The sequence below is a fragment of the Allobosea sp. GW821-FHT12C12 genome (assembly GCF_058807355.1).
This window is the reverse complement of record NZ_JBXAQP010000008.1, coordinates 215,785-233,175: the sequence shown is the minus strand read 5'-3', so window position 1 is coordinate 233,175 and position 17,391 is coordinate 215,785. Positions and strand designations below refer to the sequence as shown.

Here is a 17,391-nt window from a genome sequence, read left to right as displayed (position 1 = left end):
GGGCGGCTGCGCGGGGCCGCCGTCGACGGCGCCTGGCGCGTCGGGCGCGCCACGGCGGGCTCGCCCGGCGCGGTGGCGTCGAGAGGGCGCGGCGGACGTGGACCCTCGGGACGCGGCGGACGCGGGCTGTCGATACGCGGCGGACGGGCGCCGATATCGCGCATCGGCGCGCGGGGCGCGAAATCGGGACGCGGACCGGACGGGGCCGGACGGGGCGCCGGCTGATAGGACTGCGCGGGCTTGCTCTCGCCCTGCGGGGCGGGCGTGAAATCGCGCGGCGGCAGCGGCGGGCGCGACGCCTGCGGCTCGTCGCCGCGCTGGCGCGCGGCGCTTTCGGCGCGGCGCTTGTGATCGTCTTCCTGACGGCGGCGCTCTTCTTCCTCGCGCTGGCGCGAAAGGGCGGCTTCACGTTCCTGGCGCTCGCGCTCGGAGGCGAGGGCGCGCTGGCGCGCCTCGGCCTCGGCGGCGGCGCGGGCGTCGGCCTCGCGGCTGCGGGAATCGGAGAGGGCGCGCTGGCGCGCATCCTTCTCGTCCTCGGACAGGGTGCGCAGCAGCATGCCGCCGGCCGGGCGCGGCGCGGCGACGGGAGCCGCGGGCGGCGCGGCGCGGGTCGGCGCGGGCTGAACCGCGACCTGGGGCGCGCGCGCCGGGGCCGACGCCTGAGCATCGGGGCCGGCGACGCGGCGCTTGACCTCGACGACGACCTGCTTCGAGCGCCCATGCGAGAAGCTCTGCCGAACGGTGCTCTGTTCGGGACGCTTCAACGTCAGGGTCTTCGGGGGACTCACAGTCAAGGTCTTGTCGCCCGGGGTCTTGGTATCACTCATTATTCGTTCGGTCCTGCCGCTTTCGGTCTCGCCGCGTCTGGCGTTGCCACTTCCGGATCTATCGCTTCCGGAACCGCCGCGCGCGTCGTCACGTCATCTGTTTCCACGGGGTCGGCCAGATCATCCGGCTCGATCGCACCGGCGTCGTCCGTCCGGTAGCGGACGAGCCGACGCCAGCGGGAGAGGAAACCCTCGGCCGCCGGTCCCGGAGCAAGCGCCGCATGTATCACATGTGCCCGCCCCAACGCCAATTCCAAATCAGCCGCCGCGAAAATACCGACGACCGGCACCTTGCGCGGCTTCAGGCCGGCGTCCCGGCGGGCGGCCTCGAGACGCCGCAAGGCCTGGCCGAGCTTGCGCCGCCCGTCCTCGGCGCCATCGCTGGCCGCGATCACGGCGGCGCAGCGGCCCGAGCCGATCATCGCCTCGACCTTGGCGAAGCCGGCCTGCGCGAGGCCGGCCTTGTTGGCCATGGCCAGCGCCTGCAAGGCGTCGCGCAGCATCAGCCCGTCGATCAGCGCGACGAGACCGGCCGGAACCACGACCTTCGCCTTGAGCGAGCGCTCGAAAGCCTTGCGCCGGATCGCTTCGGCAACGGTCTTCGCGCTGAGGCTCGCCCAGACGCCGCGGCCCGGCAGCTTGCGCCGGAGATCCGGCGTCAGCACGCCGTCGGGACCGACGACGAAGCGGATCAGATCGTCGGGCGGCTTCGACGCCCGGCTGACGACGCAGCTGCGCCCGGGCCCGTCCTTGCCTTTCGCGCGCGTCCCGGCCGGATTCATCGTGACGGTCCGGCTCAGGCCTCGGCGGCCTCGCTCGGAGCCTCGATCCAGCCGGCCTTGACGCGCGCGGCCATGACGATGGCCTCGGCGTCGTGGCGCGACAGCTCGAAGCCGTCGAGATAGCCGGCATGGCGGGTGCTCTCGCCATCCTTGCGCTCGGTCCAGCCGACGAGATCGTCGGTGGCGCAGCCGGCCAGATCCTCGACGGACTTCACGTCGTTCTCGCCGAGCGCGACCATCATCGCGGTGGTGACGCCCTCGACCTCGCGCAGCTCGTCCTCGACGCCGAGCGCGATGCGCTTCTCGTCGAACTCCGCCTCGATGGCGGCGAGATAGTCCTGGGCGCGCGACTGGATCTCGGTCGCGGTGTCCTCGTCGAAGCCCTCGATCGAGGCGAGTTCGGAGAGCTCGACATAGGCGACCTCCTCGACCGTGCGGAAGCCTTCCGAGGCGAGCAGCTGGCCGACCGTCTCGTCGACGTTCAGCGCATTCATGAAGATGTCGGTGCGCTGCACGAACTCCTTCTGCCGGCGCTCCGATTCCTCGGCCTCGGTCAGGATGTCGATGTCCCAGCCGGTGAGCTGCGAGGCGAGGCGGACGTTCTGGCCGCGACGGCCGATGGCGAGCGAGAGCTGCTCGTCGGGCACCACGACCTCGATCTTGTCGGCCTCCTCGTCGAGCACGACCTTGGCGACCTCGGCCGGCTGCAGCGCGTTGACGACGAAGGTCGCGACGTCGGGCGACCAGGGGATGATGTCGATCTTCTCGCCCTGCAACTCGCCGACCACGGCCTGGACGCGCGAGCCTCTCATGCCGACGCAGGCGCCGACCGGATCGATCGAGGAATCGCGGCTGATCACGGCGATCTTGGCGCGCGAGCCCGGATCGCGGGCGACCGCCTTGACCTCGACGATGCCGTCATAGATCTCCGGCACTTCCTGGCCGAAGAGCTTGGCCATGAACTGCGGATGGGTGCGCGACAGGAAGATCTGCGGGCCGCGCGGCTCGCGGCGCACGTCGTAGAGATAGGCGCGGGCCCGGTCGCCGACCTTGAAGGTCTCGCGCGGGATCATCTCGTCGCGGCGGATGATCGCCTCGCCGCGACCGAGATCGACGAAGACGTTGCCGTATTCGACGCGCTTGACCGCGCCGTTGACGATCTCGCCGATGCGGTCCTTGTACTCGTCGTATTGACGGTCGCGCTCGGCCTCTCGCACCTTCTGCACGATGACCTGCTTGGCCGACTGCGCCGCGATGCGGCCGAAATCGAAGGGCGGCAGCGGATCGGCGATGACGTCGCCGACCTGGGCCGCCGGGTTGTGGCGCTTGGCCTCGGCGACGGTGATCTCGGTCGCGCCGTTCTCGACCTGATCGACCACCTGGAGATGGCGGGCGAGGCGAAGCTCGCCGGTCCTGGTGTTGATCTCGGCATGGACGTCGGTCTCGGCGCCGTAGCGCGAGCGCGCCGCCTTGGCGATCGCGTCCTGCATCGCGTCGACCACGATCTGCCGGTCGATCGACTTCTCGCGCGCGACCGCATCGGCGATCTGCAGCAGTTCGAGCCTGTTGGCGCTGACGACCATGACGCTCACTCCTCTTCCGTTTTGACGTCTTGCGGAACCTGCCCCGCCCTCTTGTCGGGACGCGGCCCCAGCGACTTCTTCCTGCCCTTCGGCGCAACCGGGATCGCGTCGACCGGCGGCATCTCGGGCGGCAGGCCGGCCTTGCCGCGCCTGAGCGATTCGGTGACGAGCGCGTCGGTCAGGACGAGCCTTGCATCCGCGATCAGCGTCATCGGGATCGCGACGTCGCGCTCCTCCTCCGATTTCGCATCGTCGCGGGCGAGCAGCGCATGGCCGCCGTCGATGCCGCGCAGGATGCCGCGAAAGCGCTTGCGCCCGGCGACGACGGCTTCGGTGTCGATCCTGGCGAGGTGCCCGGCCCAGCGCTCGAAATCGCCCGCCCGCACCAGCGGCCGGTCTATTCCCGGCGAGGAGACCTCGAGATGATAGGCCGCCTGGATCGGATCGTCGACATCGAGCGCCGGCGAGACCGCCTGGCTGACCGCCTCGCAGCCCTCGACATTCATCGTGCCGTCGGGCTTCTCGGCCATGATCTGCACGGTGCAGCCGTTCTGCCCGGTGACGCGCACGCGCACCAGCCGGAAGCCGAGATCGACGATCACCGGCTCGACGATCGCCGCGACGCGCGCGGCGACGCCGCTCTCGACGACGATGCGATGGTCCTGATCCGGTGAGATCGGCTCGTTCATACCCGGGCTGCCCGCCTTTTCCCGGCAAGGCGCCCGCCCAACAAAAAAGAGCGGGCCGGCAGGCCCACTCTTGATCGTCGGCTTGCGCCGTTACCAGAGCTGTCAGCCGCTATCTAGTCCGCCTTGCGGTTCCATGCAAGCCGCCTTCTCCAGCGCGGGCGCGGAGCGGCCGGGATTCCGCCCCGGCGCTAACCCGATGGTCATTCTTATGCGCCATCATGCCGGCGTTCGTATTGAGCGGGGTTCCGGGATGAGTTCGGTCAGCGCGCTGTTGCGCGATCTCGAAACGACGATGGTGCGCGGCTCGGTCGAGGAACGCGTCCAGATCCTGTCGCGCATCACGGACCTGTTCCTGAGCACCGCCGCCGGCATGGCCGAGGATCAGGTCAGCATCTTCGACGTCGTGATCGGCCGGCTCTCGCGCGCCATCGAAGTGCGCGCCCGGATCGAATTGTCGGAGCGCCTGGCCGAGGTTCCCAACGCGCCGGGCGGCGTGGTGCGCCAGCTCGCGCTCGACGAGATCGCCGTGGCGCGGCCGGTGCTTATCGCCTCGCCGCGGCTCACCGACCAGGACCTCGTCGCGATCTCGGCCGCCAAGGGCCGCGACCACATGCTCGCCATCACCGAGCGGCCCGATCTCGGCGAGCCGGTGACCGATTTCCTGATCCTGCGCGGCGGCCGCGTCGTCACCCATGCCGTCGCCTCCAACCAGAGCGCGCGCTTCTCGCGCCATGGCATGGGCGTGCTGGTGATGCGGGCGGTGCAGGACGACGCCTTGCAGGCGGCGCTCGGCACGCGCCGGGACATTCCCTCCGAACTCGGCGATCAGTTGATGGCGGCGGCGAAGAACTCGGCGCGGCGGCGGCTCAGCGCCTCGATGGAGCCGGCCATGGCCAGCGCGGTCGAGGGCGCGATCGAGCGCGGCGCGGAGGCGGTCGCGGCGCAGGCCCAGATCGGCGACGACATCGGCAAGATCAGCGCGGCCCTGGCCGACATCAACCGCCTCAACGAGGCCGGGCTGCTGAACGAGGCCAAGGTCGCGGAATTCGCCAATGCGGGCGCGGCGGAGCACGCCATGGGCGCGGTCTCGGTGCTGGCGCAGCTCGGGCTGCCGGCGACGGAGCAGGTCATCCTCGGCCCCGATCGCGACGCGGTGCTGCTGGTGGCGCGCGGCCTCGGCTGGTCCTGGGAGACGACGCGCGCGCTGATCGGCCTGCGCAAGGATCTCGGCAAATCCGATTCCGCCATCGAGAAGGCGCGCCAGAGCTTCAGGAACCTGCAGACCTCGACGGCGCAGCGGGTGCTGGGCTTCCTCAGGATGCGCGGCGCACAGCAGTGAGATAGCTCGGCGCGCGGCCGGCCGCGACGGCCTTGGCCTCGTAGCGCGTCCGCACCCAGCCGGGATAAGGCTCGCGCCAGTCGTCGGCGCGCTCGTCCGTCCAGTCGAAATCGGGCGAGGCCAGGAGCCGCGCCAGCGTCCAGCCGACATAGTCGTCGATGTCGCTGGCGAAGCGGAAGCGCCCGCCGGGCCGCAGCGCCCGCGCCAGCAGTCCAAGCGTCCGCTCCGAGACGAAGCGGCGCTTGCGCTGCCGGCGCTTCGGCCAGGGATCGGGATAGAGCAGATCGACGGCGTCGAGCGAGCCCGCCGGCAGGCGCGGCAGCATCAGCGCGGCGTCGCCGTCCCAGAGCCGGATGTTGTCCAGCCCCTCGCGCTCGATCGCGCCGAGGAATCTGGCCATGCCGTTGACGAAGGGCTCGACGCCGATGAAGCCGACATCGGGACTCTCGCGCAGCCTCGCCAGCAGATGCTCGCCGCCGCCGAAGCCGATCTCGAGCCTGACCGCCGTCAGCCGACGCGGGAACAACGCCTCGAGATCGGCGATCTCGCCCTCGGGCAGGCGCAGGCGCGGCAGCGCGCCCGCGATCCGCGCGCTCTGGCCCGGCCGCAGCGCCTTGCCCTTGCGCCGGCCGAAGAAGGCGCGCTCGTCGTGATGGTCGTCGGACATGAAAGTCTTCGATATTTGAATGTCTCTTATCAAGCGGCGCGTATCCCGGACAAGCGGCGCGGCCGCGCCGATCCGCGATCCGTTCCCGAGCCGTTCGGGAACGGATCGCGGGTCTCGCTTCGCTGCTCCCGGGACGACCGCGCGATTTCAACGTCGGCTCCAAAAGAAAAGGCCGGAGCGACGAGCCCCGACCTCATCCGTCGCGTTCCTCGGATGGCTCAGGCGACGGCCTTCTTCAGCGCCTCGACGAGATCGGTCTTCTCCCAGGAGAAGCTGCCGTCGCGTCCGGCCTTGCGGCCGAAATGGCCGTAGGAAGCCGACTTCGCGTAGATCGGCTTGTTGAGCTGCAGATGCGTGCGGATGCCGCGCGGCGTCAGGTCCATGACTTCGGCGAGCGCGGTTTCGAGCTTGGCCTCGTCGACCTTGCCGGTGCCGTGCAGATCGACATAGATCGAGAGCGGCCTGGCGACGCCGATGGCGTAGGAGAGCTGGATCGTGCAGCGCTCGGCCAGCTTCGCCGCGACGACGTTCTTGGCGAGATAGCGCGCCGCATAGGCGGCCGAACGGTCGACCTTGGTCGGGTCCTTGCCCGAGAAGGCGCCCCCGCCATGCGGAGCCGCGCCGCCATAGGTGTCGACGATGATCTTGCGGCCGGTCAGGCCGGCGTCGCCGTCGGGGCCGCCGATCACGAACTTGCCGGTCGGGTTGACGTGCCAGACGGTGTCCTTCGAGATCCAGCCCTCGGGCAGGGTCTGGCGGATATGGGGCTCGACGATCTTGCGGACGTCGGCCGACGAGAGCGAGGCGTCGATGTGCTGGGTCGACAGCACGATCTGCGTCACGCCGACGGGCTTGCCGTTCTCGTACCTGACCGTGACCTGGCTCTTGGCGTCGGGGCCGAGCTTGGCGGCGCCGCCATCCTTGGCATGGCGGGCCTTGGCCAGCACTTCGAGGATCTTGTGGGCATAGTAGATCGGCGCCGGCATCAGCTCGGGCGTCTCGCGGCAGGCATAGCCGAACATGATGCCCTGGTCGCCCGCGCCCTCGTCCTTGTTGCCGGCGGCGTCGACGCCCTGGGCGATGTCGGCCGACTGGGCGTGCAGCAGCACGTCGATCTTGCACCTTTTCCAGTGGAAGCCGTCCTGCTCGTAGCCGATCGCGCGGATCGCCTTGCGGGCGGCCGACTTGACCTTGCTCTTCATCGCCTTCTCGTCGAGCGAGGTGCGGACCTCGCCGGCGATGACGACGCGGTTGGTCGTGGCCAGGGTCTCGCAGGCGACGCGCACCTGGGCCGCGTCCATGCCGGACTTGGCGGCTTCCTTGAAGAACAGGTCCACGACCTCGTCGGAGATCCGGTCGCAGATCTTGTCGGGGTGGCCCTCGCCGACCGATTCGCTGGTGAAGAGATAGTTCTGGCGTGACACGGTCGAGGCATCCTTCGATGAGGAGAGGCGGACGGACGGCCCGACATATGAGATCGGCCGGCGAAAACGGGCATCCTCTTTGCAGCGGACGCGTTCGCCGTCAAGCAGCACAATCCGTTTATCGGGAGCTTTGTTCGTCTTGACGAACGAAAAGGCGCCGTATCAGGCGTTTCCGCTGTCTTCCTCGGCCATGGCCTCGACGAGGTCGACGATGCGGCGGCGCACGCGGGCGCTCTTGATGCGCACGAAGGCCTTGGTCAGTTGCACGCCCTCGCTGGTGGCGAGGAAGTCCGAGACATAAGCCGTCGAGGCCGCGTCCGAGAAGCCGCCCTGGGGCATGTCGCCGGTCGGCGCGCCGTCGAAGAAGAAAGAGACCGGCACGTCGAGCATCTTGGCGATCTGCTGCAGGCGGCTAGCGCTGATCCGGTTCGAGCCCTTCTCGTATTTCTGGACCTGCTGGAAGGTCAGCCCAAGGCCCTCGCCGAGCTTCTCCTGGCTGACGCCGGCGAGCATGCGGCGCATCCGGACGCGGGCGCCGACATGGCGGTCGATCGGGTTCGGCACCTTCTTGATCATCATCGGCGGCGGCCCTTTGGTCGGCTGGGATCGGTCACCTTCAATCCCGCAGGACAGATTTCATTTTATCAATTTATATCGTTCCATCGAGAACTACCATCCATTCCTTGAAAAAAAGTTCCAGATGGGATGATCAGCCCTTCCGGAGACGAGAGAGCAGCAGAAAAGCGGCGACCAGACCCGCGAATAGGGCATCGCCGAACCGCGCATAGAGCGTAACGGGACCGCTGCTCGGCAGTCCTGCGTCGAGAACCCCCTCGGTTCCCAGCGCCAAGGAGCCTGTGACGCGGCCATAGGCGTCGACCACCGCGGAGATGCCGGTGTTGGCGACGCGCACCAGCGGCAGCCCTTCCTCCACCGCGCGGAGCCTGGCCTGAGCGAAGTGCTGATAGGGCCCACTGGTCCGGCCGAACCAGCCGTCATTGGTGAGATTGAGCAGGAATCCGGGGCGAGAGCCCTCCGGCGTCGCCTCGCCCGGAAAGGCGATCTCGTAGCAGATCAGCGGGGCCGCCACCGGCAGGCCGCGGATCGCCAGCGGCAGGCGCTTCGACCCGGCGGCGAAGCCGCCCGGAACCGAGACGAATTCGGACAGGCCGACGCCGCGGATCAGCTTCTCCAGCAACGCCGGCAGATACTCGCCGAAGGGCACGAGATGGACCTTGTCGTAGCTCCCGCGGATGACGCCCTCGTCGTCGACCACCTGAATCGAGTTGAAGATCGGCGGACGGCTCTCGCCCGGCAGGCCTTCGCCCGCCCGCGCCGCGCCCGTGATCAGGGTCGCGCCCGGCGGCAGCAGCGCCGCGATCCGCGCGAGCGCGGCCGGCGTGCGGCCGAGCAGGAAGGGAAAGGCCGATTCCGGCCAGATCAGATGGGTGACGTCCTGCACGCCGAGCGTCGTCGGACTGGTGGCGCGGTCGCTGAGCGCCAAATAACGGGCGAGGATCGCCTCGCCGTTGCGGGCGCTGAACTTGGCGTCCTGCGACAGATTGGGCTGCATCAGCCGCAGCTTGACGCCCGCGACCGTCGGCGCAGGACCGGCGGGGACCCGCCAGAGGCCGAAGCCGATCAGTCCGGCGAGCACCAGGACCGCCGTGACCGGCGCGCGCCAGCGGCGCAAACCGCCGTCGTGACCGCCGAGCATCGCCGGCGCGGCCCCGATCGCGACCGCGACCAGCGTCAGGCCATAGAGCCCGACCAGCGAGGCGGATTGCGCGATCTGCGGCTGGCCCGCCAGCATCATGCCATAGGCGTTCCAGGGAAAGCCGGTCAGCACATGTCCGCGCAGCCACTCGCTCGACGCCAGCGCCGCGGCCAGCATCAGGATGCGGCCGGGGCCGACGGGCCAGAGCAGCCGCGCCAGGGCAAAGCCGAATGCCGGAAAGATGGCGAGGAAGGCCGGCAGCGCGACGACGCCGAGCGGCAGCGCCCAGGCGAATTTGTCGGCCTCGACCAGAAAGGCCGCCCCCAACCACCACAAGCCGGCAAGAAAGAAGCCGAAGCCCCACCACCAGCCGACCGCCGCCGCCGCGCGGACGCGCCGCCAGAGCGTCTCGCCGACCGCGCCGTCGATGAGCCAGACCGCCATCGTCATGGGCAGGACGATCAGGGGCCAGAGATCGAGCGGCGGCAAGGCGAGAGCGCCGGAGGCTCCGGCCGCGAGCGCGACCATGCGCCTGCGCCAGCCCCACGCCAGGATGACGCTGTCGGCAACCTCCGAAAGGCGCATCAGTTGGACTCCGCCGGCGCGGCAGGATCGGCGGCGCCGCTCCTGCGTTCGATGCTGATCCGCTTGACCCGGCGCGGATCGGCCTCGACGATCGCGAAAATCAGACCCTCAGGTCCCTCGATCGTCTCGCCCGGCGCCGGGACGCGGCCGGCGAGCGTGACGATGAGCCCACCCAGCGTGTCGATGTCCTCGGCGATCTGCGCCTGCGACAGGTCGATGCCGGTCGCCTCCCTGAGTTCGATCAGCGTGGCGCGGGCATCGGCGGCGTAGCGGCCGTCCTGCAAGGGCGCGATCGCCGGGCCGTCGTCGAGGTCGTGCTCGTCCTCGATGTCGCCGACGACGATCTCGACCAGATCCTCCATCGAGACCAGCCCGTCCGTGCCGCCATACTCGTCGATGACCAGCGCGATATGCGTCCGCGTCGCCTGCATCCGGACGAGCAGATCGACAGCCGGCATCGAGGGCGGGACATAGAGCACAGGCCGCAGGATCTTCGCGGCCGCCAGCGTCGAGCCCAGATCGACCGCGGCGAGATCGTGCGGCGGCGCGCCCGGCGGGGTCCTCGCCTCTCCGCGCGCTTCACCGGCGGCGGGCTTGGCCCGACCCGCGATGAAGGTCATGAAATCGCGGATATGGACCATGCCGCGCGGATCATCGAGCGAATCGTCGAAGACCGGCAAGCGCGAATGCCCGGCATTGCCGAAAATCGTCAGCACCTCGTCCAGCGTCGCGTCGCCCGGCACCGCGACGATGTCGGCGCGCGGAATCATCACGTCGCCGACGCGGCGCTCGCGCAGGCTGAGGACATTGGAGAGCATCGCCCGCTCCTGCGCGCTGAGATCGGCCAGCTGGCCGTTGGCCTGGTCCTGCGCCAGCGCCTCGGCGATGTCCTCGCGGATCGAGCCGCCGCCGCGCAGGCCGAGCCTGTCGAGGAACTGACCGAGCCAATGGCCGAGGCCGCGCCCGGCCTGATCGCTCGCGGTGGATCGACTGTCGTCGCTCATGATGCCTGTGACGGAACGGGGGTTGGGGCGAGCGGCTCGGACTCCGCGTAGGGGTCGGCGATGCCGAGCCTGGCGAGCGCGGCGATCTCCAGCGCCTCCATGCGCTCGGCCTGCGCGTCGCTCTCGTGATCCTCGCCGAGCAGATGCAGCAGGCCGTGGATGACGAGATGGCCGAGATGATCGGCGATCGCCTTGCCTTCGGCATCGGCCTCGCGCGCCACGGTCTCATAGGCCAGCACGATATCGCCCAGCGCCGGGCTCCGCGCGATCCGGTCGACCGGGGCGGCGGGAAAGGACAGGACGTTGGTCGCCTTGTCGAAGCCGCGCCAGTCCCGGTTGACGATGCGGATGCGCTTGTCGTCGGTCAGCAGCAGGCCGAGCTCGGCCCCGTCCAGCGGCTGGACCGGAGACACCGCGATCGCGGCTTCGGCGGCGGCGGCGATGAGCGGGCTCAGTCCGGGCAGCGAGCGCCAGCTCCTCGCCTGGATCCTGACCGAGAGAGACAGCCTGGGCCGGATCGTTCCGGCCCCAAGGGAGGTCGCGGGCGGCGCCGAACGCCGCGCGCGAGGTCGGTCGGTCATCGCGGCCGCTCCCGCGACAGGATGCGCTTCAGCCCCTCGCTGTCATCTTCGATCGGCACTGGCGACTCGGGCGGACGCATGCGTTCCTCACGCTCCTCGCGCTCGCGGCGGGCCGCGCTCTCATAGGCCATGACGATGCGTCGCACCAGATCATGCCGGACGACGTCGCCCTCCTCGAACCTGGCATGGCCGACGCCCTCGACGCCCGCGAGCAGCTTCACCGCCTCGATCAGCCCCGAGCGCTGGCCCGGAGGCAGATCGATCTGCGTCGGGTCTCCGGTGATGATCATGCGCGAGCCCTCGCCGAGGCGGGTCAGGAACATCTTCATCTGCACCGAGGTCGCGTTCTGGGCCTCGTCGAGCAGCACCACGGCATTGGTCAGCGTTCGCCCCCGCATGAAGGCGAGCGGCGCGATCTCGATCATGCCGGTCTGCAGGGCGCGCTCGACATGGCGCGCCTCCATGAAATCGTTCAGCGCGTCGTAGATCGGACGGAGATAGGGATCGACCTTCTCGCGCATGTCGCCGGGCAGGAAGCCGAGCCGCTCGCCGGCCTCGACGGCGGGGCGCGACAGCACCATGCGCTCGACCACGCCCTGCTCGATCAGCGAGACCGCATGCCCGACCGCGAGCCAGGTCTTGCCGGTGCCGGCCGGACCTTCGGCCAGAACGAGTTCGTTGCGCTTGAGCTGGCGCAGATAGGCGTCCTGCGCCGCGTTGCGGGCGCGCACGGGGCCGCGCTTGCGCGTCACGATGGCGTCGAAGGATGCCTTGCCGGCGTTCTCGCTCGGGAAGAGCGAGCGCTGGACGTTGCTTTCCTCGATCGCGCCATCGACCTCGCCGAGCGTCACCGAAGCGCCCGCCTTGGCGCGGGCATAGAGCGTCTTCAGCACGCGGCCGGCCTGCTCGGCGGTCTCGCGCGGGCCCTTGATGGTGACATGGTTGCCGTTGGGGCTGGCGACGACGCCGAGCCGGCGCTCCAGATGGGCCAGATTCTGGTCGTAGTGGCCGAAGACCAGGCTCGCCAGGCGGTTGTCGTCGAAGGACAGAAGCACCTCGGTCGCGGGCAACCCTTCGCGCGTCAGGCTTTCGACGCGCTGGGGCGGCTGCTCGCGCCGCGGGCCTCGGTCTTGTCTCGGAGTCACCTGGTCAGCCTGTGCCAAATGCGTCGTCTCCCTGGCGGGTCTGCCGGCCGGACGGGATCGCGAGGCCGGGTCCCAACATCTCATAACCGAACGCGACGATGTCCGTCTGATGACGGGACTGGTTCCGGCAACGAAAAACGACGTGCGGGACGATCCGGCTCATGCGGCGATCTCCGCCTTCGGACCGGGCGCGGGCGCGGCCAGCCGGCCGAACAGCGAATTCGACCCCGCGCGCTCGATCACCGCCTCGACCCTGTCGCCGATCTGATTCGTCTCCGTCTCGATCTGCACAGCCTGGAGCCAGGGCGTCTTTCCGGCAAGCTGGCCGTGATGGCGGCCCACACGTTCGAGCAGAACCTCGACGGTGCGCCCGACCATGGCATGGTTGAAGGCCCGACGGTGGCGCTCGATGCGTTCCTGCAGGCGATGGAGCCGTTCGCTCATCAGCTCCGGCGCGACCTGCCCGACGAGATCGGCGGCGGGCGTGCCGGGGCGGGGCGAGTATTTGAACGAATAGCTCGAGGCGAAGCCGATCTCGTCGACGAGCGCGATCGTGTCCTCGAATTCGGGATCGGTCTCGCCGGGGAAACCGACGATGAAGTCCGACGACAGCGCGATGTCGGGGCGCGCCTTGCGGATGCGCTCGACCAGCCGGCGATAATCGTCGGCGGTGTGCCTGCGGTTCATCGCCGCCAGTATCCGATCCGAGCCGGCCTGCACCGGCAGATGCAGGAACGGCATCAGTTGCGGCAGATCGCGATGGGCGGCGATCAGATCGTCGTCCATGTCGCGCGGATGGCTCGTGGTGTAGCGGATGCGGGCGATGTCCGGGATATCGGCGACTTTTCGCATCAGCCGCGCCAGGCCCCAGGCGCCGCCCTCGCCCTCGCCGTGATAGGCGTTGACGTTCTGGCCGATCAGGGTGACGTCCTGCACGCCGGACGCCGCCAGCCTCTCGACCTCGGCCAGCACCTGCGCCACCGGCCGCGAGAACTCGGCGCCGCGCGTGTAGGGCACGACGCAGAAGGCGCAGAACTTGTCGCAGCCTTCCTGCACCGTGACGAAGGCCGAGATGCCGCGGGCGCGGATCGCCTTCGGCGCCGGGGCCGGCAGAAAGCCGAACTTGTCCTCGACCGGCAGGTCGGTGTCGACCGTGCGGGCGCGCCTCGCCTGCTCCAGCAGCCCGGGCAGGCGGTGATAGGCCTGCGGGCCGACGACGAGGTCGACCGCCGGCTGACGGCGCTGGATCTCGGCCCCCTCGGCCTGCGCGACGCAGCCGGCGACGACGATGCGGGTGTCATGGCCTTGCGCCTTCCGCGCGCTCTTCAGGTCGCGCAGCTTGCCGAGCTCGGTATAGACCTTCTGCACCGCCCGGTCGCGGATATGGCATGTGTTGAGCAGGATCAGGTCGGCGCCCTCCGGGCTCGCCGTCTCCTCGTAACCCTGCCGGCCCAGGATATCGGCCATGCGCTGCCCGTCATAGACGTTCATCTGGCAGCCGAAGGACTTGATGTGGACTTTTTTCATCTGCGGCGGATGTGAAGGCTCCAAACCGTCTCCTTAGCCCGGATCGCGGCCCGGGGAAATGATTTGGAGCAGGCGAAATCCGCGAAGCAACGAGCGAGCCAACAGAGGGCGTGTCGTCAAGCCCGCCCCGTCACCGCCTCCTGCCGCGCGCGGCGGATCGCGATCTCCGCCAGCCGCGTCGCCTCCTTGCGCGAGGTCTGGCGGCCCATGACGATCGGCTCGCCCCAGGCGAGCACCGCATCGATCGCGCCCATGGCGAGCACGGCCTTGAGATGGGGTGCTAGCTCGGTGTCGCCATACCAGGCCAGAGCGCTGCGCTCAGCCCGCCCGCCCGCCATGCCGTGGCTGCCGGTGTAGCTGATCGTCAGCGGATAGACGGCGATATCGCTGTCGCCGGCCTCGCCCATGGCGGCGTGGGCTGCGCCGAGCAGCGAGGAGCGCAGCGGCAGGATGCGGGTGCCGTCGCCGGTCGTGCCTTCGGCGAAGAGCACGACCGATTCGCCGGCCGACAGCCGCGCGCCCATCTGTTCGGCGACCTCGGCCGTGGCGCTGCGGCGCATCCGGTCGATGAAGACCGTGCGCTGGAGTTTCGACAAAAACCCGATCACCGGCCAGTCGGCGACCTCGCTCTTGGCGACGAAGCAGAGCGGGCGCTGCGCGCCGATCACCGCGATGTCCAACCAGGACACGTGATTGGCGACGATCAGCCCGCCGACGCCGTCCGGCGGGCCCGAGCCCGTGACGCGGCAACGCACGCCGAGCGCGCGGCAGACGAGGCGATGATAGAGCCGCGGGACGACTGCCGCCGCCTTCGCGCCGAGCCGGATCGCGATCAGTTGCAGCGGCAGCAGGACCAGCGTCGCGACGCCGAGCCAGCCAAGCCGAAAAAGCGAGCCGGGACCGATCCCGCTCATGCGAGGTCGAGCCGCATCGTCACGGCGCCGGCCCGGCCGCCGTCGGCCTTGGGGTAATAGCCCTCGCGCCGGCCGACCTCGCGAAAACCGAAATGCCGGTAGAGCCGCTCGGCCGGCTGGTTGCCCTCCTCGACCTCGAGGAAGACCTCGCCGACGCCGCGTCCCGCGAGCTGGCCGAGATGGGCTGCGAGCAAAGCGCGTCCCAAGCCGTCGCCGCGACGACCGGGCGCGACGACGATGCTGAGGATCTCCGCCTCGCCTGCCGCCATGCGCGAGAGCACGAAGCCGACAGGGTCCGGTCCATGTCCCGCATGGACGCCGTCGGCGAGGATGGCGGGGTCGGCCAGCAGGGCGGCGCATTCGCCCGGCTCCCAGCCGCGCGCGAAGCCGCCGGCGTGATGCAGCGCCGCGACATGGCGCGCATGACGGACATCGAGCCGGCCGGTCCGGGCCGGGCCTGATTCGGGGTTGAGCAGTCGACGCAGCCAGTCCATGGGCGCTTGATGGCACAGACGCGGCGTCACGCAAGGGCAAGACGCAGACACCGGCGGTTTCAGCGACGCGGCAGCCGGGCCGAGTCCTGCGGCGTGGTCTCGGGCGCCTTGAGATAAAGCGGGCGCGGCGGCGCGGCGTCTGGGTCGGCGATCAGGCCGAGCCGCGCGACCCACATCACGTCCGGCGCGCGGCTCTCGTCGATGACCAGCGCGTCGAGCCCGATCGCCCAGGCCTCGTTGGCGACGGCCTGCGCCGCCGAGCCGACGATGCTGACCGGCCCCGCCCCGATGGCGCGGGCCGCGTCGCGATGGCTGACCTGGCGCAGCGCGACCAGCGGCTTGCCTTGCGAGGTCATCGCCTGGAACCAGACCTGTCCGTGGCGGGCATCGAGCGCGGCCGCGATGACGCGCCCCGATTCACGACCGATCAGGGGAGCGGCCACCGCCGCCAGCGTGGTGACGCCGACGGCCGGGATGGCAGCCGCGAGCGCGATGGCGCGGGCCGCGCTGATGCCGACGCGCAGGCCGGTATAGCTGCCCGGTCCGACGGTGACGGCGACGCGATCGAGCGAGACGAAACCGCCCTCGACCGCGTTCATGACGCGCTCGATCATCGGCATCAGCGCCTCGGCGTGGCCGCGATCCATTTCGACCTGCTCGAGCGCGAGCGGCTCGGCGCTGCCGGCATCGAGCACGCAGGCCGAGCAGGCGCCGAGCGCGGTGTCGATGGCGAGGATGCGCATGGGTGTCGGCGGCCCTGTTTCAGAAGACAATGAAACACGCCGTCATCCCGGACAAGCTGCGAAGCAGCGCCGATCCGGGATGACGGCGCGGTTGGTTCTCGACAATCAGCGGAGCGCTCGTGCGCCTAGACCGCCTCGACCTCGCGCACATCCGGCAGGAAATGGCGCAGCAGGTTCTGGATGCCGTGCTTCAGCGTCGCGGTCGAGGACGGGCAGCCCGAGCAGGAGCCCTTCATCGCGAGATAGACCGTGCCGTCCCTGAAGCCGCGGAAGGTGATGTCGCCGCCATCGCCGGCCACCGCCGGGCGGATTCGGGTCTCGAGCAGATCCTTGATGGTTTCGACCGTCCTGGCGTCCTCGGGCGCGAAAAACTCGCCCTCCTCGATCACGTCGGCCTGCGAGCCGTCCGAGAGGACGGGCGCGCCCGACATGAAATGCTCCATGATCGCGCCGAGGATGGCGGGCTTGAGATGCGGCCACTCGCCGTCCGACTTGGTGACGGTGATGAAATCGGAGCCGAGGAAGACGCCGGAGACGCCGGAGACGCCGAACAGGCGCTGGGCCAGCGGCGAGCGCTCGGCCTGGCCCACCTCGCGCAGTTCGAGCGTGCCGTCCGGCATCACCGCGCGGCCGGGCAAAAATTTCAGGGTGGCTGGGTTGGGCGTGGCTTCGGTCTGGATGAACATGGCAAAATCCTCCGGCCCCGGCGGGTCAAGGCCGCCGTTCCTCGCTTCGATATAGGCGCATCGCCGGAATGATTCCAGCGCGAACCCTCACGCTGCCCCCCTCCCCCCGCAAGCGGGGGAGGGGGAACAGGCTCACGCCAGCGCGTCGATCTCCTCGTCCTCCAGATGGCCCGGCACGATCGCGACCGGGATCGGGAAGGTCGCGGCCGATTTTCCGGCGAGCGCGCTGACCATGGGTCCGGGTCCGTCACGACCCGCGCCGGCGGCCAGCACCAGGAGCGAGATGTCCTCGTCGGCCTCGATCAGCTTGACGACCTCGTCGGCCTTGTCGCCGGTGCGCACGACCTTTTCCGGCTCGAGCCCGGCGAGCGAACGCACGGACGCCGCCGCCTCGTCGAGCAGCTTCTCGGCCTGCGCCTCCGCTTCCGCCTGCATCACCTCGCCGACGCCGAGCCAGGTCTCGTGCTCGGGCGGCATGACGACGCCGAGCAGCACGATCGCCGCGCCGACGCGGGCGCAGCGTCGCGCGGCGAAACGCACCGCCTTGGCGCATTCCTCGCTGTCGTCGACGACCGCGAGGAATTTCGGGCGATGGCCCGTTTCATAGGACCGCCGTCGCTTGACCATGGATAGTCCCTGTCGCCGCTTCCAGGAGCCGACATGGTGAACCGCGCCGCCAAGTCA

At 69.8% G+C, this 17,391-nt stretch carries 19 protein-coding genes; 1 reads left to right on the top strand and 18 read right to left on the bottom strand.

Annotation, left to right across the window (positions count from 1 at the left end; translation table 11 throughout):
• From AC1RRW_RS13950 to rimP, 4 genes are all read right to left on the bottom strand, one after another.
• Positions 1 to 827, bottom strand: an 827-nt coding sequence (locus AC1RRW_RS13950) for an IF-2-associated domain-containing protein (RefSeq protein WP_492901353.1), incomplete at its 3' end; no start/stop codon positions are given.
• Complete coding sequence (locus AC1RRW_RS13945) at positions 827 to 1,609, bottom strand: RNA-binding protein (protein WP_492901352.1); 783 nt, start codon at positions 1,607 to 1,609, stop codon at positions 827 to 829. The genes AC1RRW_RS13950 and AC1RRW_RS13945, both read right to left, overlap by 1 nt.
• 14 nt (positions 1,610 to 1,623) lie before the next feature.
• Complete coding sequence (gene nusA / locus AC1RRW_RS13940) at positions 1,624 to 3,192, bottom strand: transcription termination factor NusA (protein ID WP_492901351.1); 1,569 nt, start codon at positions 3,190 to 3,192, stop codon at positions 1,624 to 1,626.
• A 5-nt stretch (positions 3,193 to 3,197) separates the two neighbouring features.
• Complete coding sequence (rimP, locus tag AC1RRW_RS13935; protein ID WP_492901350.1) at positions 3,198 to 3,881, bottom strand: ribosome maturation factor RimP; 684 nt, start codon at positions 3,879 to 3,881, stop codon at positions 3,198 to 3,200.
• Positions 3,882 to 4,131: 250 nt separating this feature from the next.
• Here rimP and AC1RRW_RS13930 point away from each other — a divergent pair, with 250 nt between their 5' ends.
• Entirely contained in the window at positions 4,132 to 5,220 is a 1,089-nt protein-coding gene (locus AC1RRW_RS13930; protein ID WP_492901349.1) for a DUF2336 domain-containing protein, read from the top strand.
• On the opposite strand, the gene trmB is transcribed toward AC1RRW_RS13930, so the two are convergent.
• From trmB to AC1RRW_RS13860, 14 genes are all read right to left on the bottom strand, one after another.
• Positions 5,195 to 5,887: a tRNA (guanine(46)-N(7))-methyltransferase TrmB gene (trmB, locus tag AC1RRW_RS13925; protein ID WP_492901348.1), complete on the bottom strand. Its 693-nt coding sequence runs from the start codon at positions 5,885 to 5,887 to the stop codon at positions 5,195 to 5,197. The genes AC1RRW_RS13930 and trmB overlap by 26 nt on opposite strands.
• Before the next feature lie 218 nt (positions 5,888 to 6,105).
• Entirely contained in the window at positions 6,106 to 7,311 is a 1,206-nt protein-coding gene (metK, locus tag AC1RRW_RS13920) for a methionine adenosyltransferase (protein ID WP_492901347.1), read from the bottom strand.
• 162 nt (positions 7,312 to 7,473) lie between these two features.
• On the bottom strand, positions 7,474 to 7,887 hold the full coding sequence (locus AC1RRW_RS13915; protein ID WP_492901370.1) for a helix-turn-helix domain-containing protein: 414 nt from the start codon (positions 7,885 to 7,887) through the stop codon (positions 7,474 to 7,476).
• Positions 7,888 to 8,020: 133 nt separating this feature from the next.
• Positions 8,021 to 9,613, bottom strand: coding sequence for an apolipoprotein N-acyltransferase (gene lnt / locus AC1RRW_RS13910; protein ID WP_492901346.1), 1,593 nt, complete (start codon positions 9,611 to 9,613; stop codon positions 8,021 to 8,023).
• Positions 9,613 to 10,617: a hemolysin family protein gene (locus AC1RRW_RS13905; RefSeq protein ID WP_492901345.1), complete on the bottom strand. Its 1,005-nt coding sequence runs from the start codon at positions 10,615 to 10,617 to the stop codon at positions 9,613 to 9,615. Before AC1RRW_RS13905 ends, lnt begins: the two co-directional genes overlap by 1 nt.
• Positions 10,614 to 11,198 (bottom strand): rRNA maturation RNase YbeY, encoded by a 585-nt coding sequence (ybeY, locus tag AC1RRW_RS13900; protein WP_492901344.1) that lies wholly within the window; start codon positions 11,196 to 11,198, stop codon positions 10,614 to 10,616. Before ybeY ends, AC1RRW_RS13905 begins: the two co-directional genes overlap by 4 nt.
• The gene (locus AC1RRW_RS13895; protein WP_492901343.1) at positions 11,195 to 12,343 is read right to left on the bottom strand and encodes a PhoH family protein; all 1,149 of its coding nucleotides are present in this window, start codon (positions 12,341 to 12,343) and stop codon (positions 11,195 to 11,197) included. The genes ybeY and AC1RRW_RS13895 overlap by 4 nt, the downstream gene beginning before the upstream one ends.
• A 4-nt stretch (positions 12,344 to 12,347) precedes the next feature.
• Positions 12,348 to 12,506, bottom strand: coding sequence for a hypothetical protein (locus AC1RRW_RS13890; RefSeq protein WP_492901342.1), 159 nt, complete (start codon positions 12,504 to 12,506; stop codon positions 12,348 to 12,350).
• Positions 12,503 to 13,870: a tRNA (N6-isopentenyl adenosine(37)-C2)-methylthiotransferase MiaB gene (miaB, locus tag AC1RRW_RS13885; RefSeq protein WP_492901341.1), complete on the bottom strand. Its 1,368-nt coding sequence runs from the start codon at positions 13,868 to 13,870 to the stop codon at positions 12,503 to 12,505. The genes AC1RRW_RS13890 and miaB overlap by 4 nt, the downstream gene beginning before the upstream one ends.
• A gap of 116 nt (positions 13,871 to 13,986) precedes the next feature.
• Positions 13,987 to 14,784 carry a lysophospholipid acyltransferase family protein gene (locus tag AC1RRW_RS13880; protein ID WP_492901340.1) on the bottom strand — a complete coding sequence of 266 codons (798 nt, stop codon included), beginning with the start codon at positions 14,782 to 14,784 and terminating at the stop codon, positions 13,987 to 13,989.
• Positions 14,781 to 15,278, bottom strand: coding sequence for a GNAT family N-acetyltransferase (locus tag AC1RRW_RS13875; RefSeq protein ID WP_492901339.1), 498 nt, complete (start codon positions 15,276 to 15,278; stop codon positions 14,781 to 14,783). Before AC1RRW_RS13875 ends, AC1RRW_RS13880 begins: the two co-directional genes overlap by 4 nt.
• Before the next feature lie 59 nt (positions 15,279 to 15,337).
• Positions 15,338 to 16,021 (bottom strand): tRNA (adenosine(37)-N6)-threonylcarbamoyltransferase complex dimerization subunit type 1 TsaB, encoded by a 684-nt coding sequence (gene tsaB / locus AC1RRW_RS13870; protein WP_492901338.1) that lies wholly within the window; start codon positions 16,019 to 16,021, stop codon positions 15,338 to 15,340.
• A gap of 125 nt (positions 16,022 to 16,146) precedes the next feature.
• Positions 16,147 to 16,707, bottom strand: coding sequence for a NifU family protein (locus AC1RRW_RS13865; protein ID WP_492901337.1), 561 nt, complete (start codon positions 16,705 to 16,707; stop codon positions 16,147 to 16,149).
• 132 nt (positions 16,708 to 16,839) lie between these two features.
• Positions 16,840 to 17,334 carry a universal stress protein gene (locus AC1RRW_RS13860; RefSeq protein WP_492901336.1) on the bottom strand — a complete coding sequence of 165 codons (495 nt, stop codon included), beginning with the start codon at positions 17,332 to 17,334 and terminating at the stop codon, positions 16,840 to 16,842.
• Between the last annotated feature and the right edge of the window lie 57 nt (positions 17,335 to 17,391).